This window comes from Patiriisocius sp. 208BN25-11 (assembly GCF_058147145.1).
Genome location: NZ_JBYVJY010000029.1, coordinates 1 through 4,660 on the forward strand (window position 1 = coordinate 1; position 4,660 = coordinate 4,660).

Genomic DNA, 4,660 nt, shown 5'->3' on the forward strand with positions numbered 1-4,660 from the left:
AACACCAAATATGGTATATAAATTAACAGCGTAAAATCAATTTTAACCTGTAGCCATATTTCAGGACAAGACATTTGAGGAAATGAAGAACGAACAAACAAAACATATAAAATTCGACAATCAACAAAACGAAAAAGCCGAATTTGACATTATCAAATTAGAGAAGCTTTATGTGCGGAAGAATTTAGACCATTCCATTGAAGCAAATCATAAAGTTGAATTTTATGTGCTTTTATTTATTGAAGATGGTCAAGGGTTTCACAGTATTGACTTAATAGATTATCCTTGCTCAAAAGGCACATTACTTACCATCAGAAAAGACCAAATACATAAGTTTTTTAAAGACAGTAACTTAAAAGGAAAACTACTCGTTTTTACCAATGACTTTTTAGTTAGTTACCTACAAGAGAAGGAAGCACAAAAGATTATGTTGTTATTTAACGAGCAACTCAGTAGTCCCAAATTACAACTAAACGATTCTGATTTTAAAGATATTGCAAAGCTAGTATATCATATTGAAAAGGAATATTTTGAAATAGTTGACAGCTTTCAGATGAGTATAATTAGAAGTGCCTTGCACATTTTAATCACAAAATTATTCAGAATAAAATCAAAAGAAGAAAGTATAAATTTTGAAAAAAAACATCTCTCAGAATTTATTAAATTTCAAAATTTAGTTGAAAATAATGCCACACAAACAACCAAAGTCAAGGATTTTGCAGCTAAAATGAATATAAGCACAAAAACCTTAAATACCATTACTAAAAGTGTTGTTCATAAATCCGCAAAAGAATTTATAGATGAAATTTGCACCAAGCAAATCAAGCGATTACTCATTAATACCAAACTGTCAATTAAAGAAATAGCTTATCAATCTGGTTTTGAAGAAACCACTAATTTCTACAAATATTTTAAGCGACAAACCCAATCTACACCAGAGCAGTTTAGAGCTAATCGCTAACGTTTTCCGTTTTTTACAGTCTTTAGTCTTTTTTTTATAGCCAAACAACTTGGCTGTGACTGTACTTTTGTTTCAGTATTAATTTAAAAACACACAAATGAAACGAAAAAAAATAATTATTGTAGTATTAGTAGTATTCGCAACAGTTTTTGGAAGCAAATCATTGCTCTGGGCACAAAAATCTCATGAAGACAAAGTGCAATACATGACAGAGCGTATGGCTAAAAAATTAGATTTAAGTGAAGAACAAAAAGAAAAAGTTTACGCCATAAATTTAAAAAAAGTAGAAGTTCGTAAAAATCTTAAAAACGCAAAAGACAATACTTCTCGCAAAGAACGTAAAGAACAATTCAAACTTAAAATTGCTGAGTGGAAAAATGAATTAAAAACGGTTCTTAATGAGGAACAATTAAAAAAAATGAGAATTGAATAACAATTTGATTGGTGAATGTTTAAATCAATTCCATATTTGATTGATAGCAGTTTTTTTGATTTAAACTACGGGATAGTTAAATTTTTAATTTGGCTATCCTTATTTAATACAACCAGATTAAAGTTTCATTAAGCCCATAATTTTTAGAAGTATTTCGAACCAGCAAAATCAAATTACATCTAATCAATTTAAGATTAAGAAATACACTTTCCCATTTTTACAGTCTTTCGTCTTTTTTATATAGTTAAATGATGTAGATCTGCTTCTACATTTGTACCAACATTAATTTAAACAATAAAATATATTATGAAACATTTAAAATTAAATTCTTTATTCATTGCTTTATTATTTTCTGCAGTTACACTTACGTCTTGCGATCGTGACGATGATAACAATAGGCATGACAGCGTAACACAGCCAATCACTTTAGGATCTAGCGTAACGGTAACTAATACATTTCAATCAACTGCATTTACCGGAGGAGCTGAGTTGGCTATCGAAGATTTATTCATGCTACCTGCTGGTTCATTAGCAGCAACTGCGAATGTTGGTTCAGCTACAGAATTTTCTTCTTATCTATTAAACTTGTATGATATTGATATTGATGAAAACAGTATTTCTTTTGACGTTGTTGCAGAAGCAGACGATCCAACTTACGGCGATTTATTTAGAGTGTTAGAAGCTGATACGTTTGACAGGTATTACTTGACTTTTGATGAAGCTCAAAATGTAAACGGATTTACCTCAAGCAATGCCAACGTAAACCTTAGAATTGATTCTGCCAACGTTTTAGTTATTGAAATTGGTGAGGGTTACGACTTCAATCCTGATCAAAGTTTTACAATAACTTTAAATTAATAACATACTGAAACGACATTTTATCTTTCTATGCATTAATAAAAAAATATACAAAATGACTGATACTAACATAAATGAATTAGATAGTGTTAAAACCAAACTAGTTGCATTGCACAATGATGCTAAAAAAGATTTTATGCGCATAGGAAAAGGCGTTGTAAAATCTATATTTCAGCCTATGCAACCTGCAGATTTTAAGCACGCTTATTTACCTGTTTCAAAAGAACAAGGCGAAGCAATGCGACAGATAATTATAGAAAGTAACTGTAAAAACGTTGTTGAATTTGGAACATCTTTCGGCATTTCTACTATTTATTTAGCTGATGCTGTCCGCAAAACAGGAGGAAAAGTCGTTACCACAGAATTAATAGAAAGTAAAGCACAAACTGCAATACAAAATATTGAAGATGCAGGTTTAAGCCAATACGTAAAAGTTAAAACTGGAGATGCTATGGAAACTCTTAGCGAATATTCCGAACCAATTGATTTTCTATTTTTAGATGGTTGGAAAGACTTGTATTTACCACTTTTTAAAATGCTTGAACCTTGTTTTCATAAAGATACTTTAGTCTATGCAGATAACATGGATATGTCTGGCACGCAAAATTATGCGAGTTATGTACTAAATAAAAAAAATGAATATAACACACAATCCATTCATAACGGAAAAGCGTTTTTAAGCAGATTTTTATAACCATTAAACCCAACAAAAATGAGAATCACAAAAATCATCGTAATGCTTACTTTAATTATCGGTTTGGTAAGCTGCGCAAAAAAAGAAGAAAAAATGAAAAATACAATAGTAGAAGTAACGACTTTCTCACTTAAAACAACAGCAAATATTCAAACATTTAATAAGCTAGATTCAGAAGTTGAAGATAATTTTACTAGCAAACAACCTGGTTTTATTAGACGCGAAAGCGGTGTTGATAAAAATGGCGTTTATACAGTAATAGTATATTGGAAAACTATGTCGGATGCAGAAGCATCTATGAATAAATTTATGGGAGATACTTCAGTTGCAGATTATGCAAGTATGATTGAAGGTTCTTCTATGAAAATGAATAGATATACAATTAATTCAGATTTAAAATCAGAAAACAGCCAGTTCATAGAAATGATGTCTTTTAATTTAAAAGATAATATAGACAAAACAGCATTCAATTCAATAAATGAGCAAGTAGGTAGTAAAACAGCTACTCAAAAAGGTTTTGTACAACGTTTAACGGGAGTTGATGAATCAGGAAGGCAAGTTGTTTTAATCTATTGGGATACTAAAGAAAATTCAGATGCATACTTACCTGTATTTATGAATAATGATACTTCAAAAGAATTTATGGGAATGATGAACCAACCTTCTATGGCCATGACACGTTCTCAAGTACTTACTTATCTAAAAGAAACAGAAATGACAAACAAAGACAAAGTAGTTGCGTTATTAAATAGTTTTAATAATGGAGACAAAACACCAATTTCTTACATTAATCCAGAAAAATATATTCAACATAATTTAAGTGTTGGTGATGGTTTAGCTGGTTTTGGCGAAGTTATGCAACACGCACCAGAAGGGGGCTTTAAAGCAAATGTAATTAGAGCTTTTCAAGATGGAGATTATGTATTTACACATACCGAATATGATTTTTTCGGACCAAAAGCTGGTTTTGATGTTTTTAGATTTGAAAACGGACTTATAGTAGAGCATTGGGATAATTTATTAGAGGTTCAAAAGCCAAATCCAAGTGGGCATACACAACTTGATGGAGCAACAGCACTTTCAGATTTAGACAAAACAGAGGCTAATAAAAAAGTAGTTACTGATTTTATTGAGAAAGTTTTGTTAGGTCACGAAATGGACAAATTGACTACCTATATCAATCCAAAAAACTATGTACAGCACAATCCTGCTGTAGCGGATGGCTTAGACGGTTTTGGTGCAGCTATGAAATATTTTGCTGAAAATGGATTGGTAATGGAATACACAAAACTGCACAAAGTATTGGGCGAAGGAAACTTTGTCCTTGCAATGAGTGAAGGGAAGTTTGGGAAAGGCGTACACACAGCATTTTATGATTTGTTTAGGTTAGATAATGGACAAATTGTTGAACATTGGGATGTAATTTCACCAATTCCACCAGAATCAGAATGGAAAAATAGTAACGGAAAATTTTAATCCGTTGAGATAAAAACGGCACACAACAACGTGTATAAGCAATAGCGGTTTGAGTGAAAACTCGAACCGTTTTGTCGTATAAATAAAGTATATTGTAAACTGAAAAGTAGTTGCATAAAGAATCCGCTACTGCTCATACACAAAACCGTTGTGTGTAATATTGACTCGTCCTGAATAAAGGCTACATAATTTTAAACATTATGTACAAAAATGACAAAGTAATTAGACGGTATTCTGA

At 31.2% G+C, this 4,660-nt stretch carries 5 protein-coding genes; all 5 read left to right on the top strand.

Translation table 11 applies throughout. The features are described 5' to 3' along the window. Window positions 1-82: 82 nt before the first annotated feature. Window positions 83-961 carry an AraC family transcriptional regulator gene (locus ACY2RS_RS15380; RefSeq protein WP_490099554.1) on the top strand — a complete coding sequence of 293 codons (879 nt, stop codon included), beginning with the start codon at window positions 83-85 and terminating at the stop codon, window positions 959-961. A 97-nt stretch (window positions 962-1,058) separates the two neighbouring features. Beyond that, a complete protein-coding gene (locus ACY2RS_RS15385) occupies window positions 1,059-1,394 on the top strand; it encodes a DUF4890 domain-containing protein (RefSeq protein ID WP_490099555.1) in 336 nt (111 codons plus the stop codon). Between the two features lie 306 nt (window positions 1,395-1,700). Continuing rightward, window positions 1,701-2,252: a hypothetical protein gene (locus ACY2RS_RS15390; RefSeq protein ID WP_490099556.1), complete on the top strand. Its 552-nt coding sequence runs from the start codon at window positions 1,701-1,703 to the stop codon at window positions 2,250-2,252. 55 nt (window positions 2,253-2,307) lie between these two features. Beyond that, window positions 2,308-2,946, top strand: a complete 639-nt coding sequence (locus tag ACY2RS_RS15395; protein ID WP_490099557.1) for an O-methyltransferase — start codon at window positions 2,308-2,310, stop codon at window positions 2,944-2,946. A gap of 18 nt (window positions 2,947-2,964) precedes the next feature. After that, window positions 2,965-4,422, top strand: a complete 1,458-nt coding sequence (locus ACY2RS_RS15400) for a nuclear transport factor 2 family protein (RefSeq protein ID WP_490099558.1) — start codon at window positions 2,965-2,967, stop codon at window positions 4,420-4,422. The last annotated feature ends 238 nt before the right edge of the window (window positions 4,423-4,660 follow it).

What these genes read in the sequence shown, in the direction of transcription:
- ACY2RS_RS15380 (WP_490099554.1), top strand. Translation starts at nt 83, where the DNA reads ATGAAGAACGAACAAACAAAACATATAAAATTCGACAATCAACAAAAC.
- ACY2RS_RS15385 (WP_490099555.1), top strand. Translation starts at nt 1,059, where the DNA reads ATGAAACGAAAAAAAATAATTATTGTAGTATTAGTAGTATTCGCAACA.
- ACY2RS_RS15390 (WP_490099556.1), top strand. Translation starts at nt 1,701, where the DNA reads ATGAAACATTTAAAATTAAATTCTTTATTCATTGCTTTATTATTTTCT.
- ACY2RS_RS15395 (WP_490099557.1), top strand. Translation starts at nt 2,308, where the DNA reads ATGACTGATACTAACATAAATGAATTAGATAGTGTTAAAACCAAACTA.
- ACY2RS_RS15400 (WP_490099558.1), top strand. Translation starts at nt 2,965, where the DNA reads ATGAGAATCACAAAAATCATCGTAATGCTTACTTTAATTATCGGTTTG.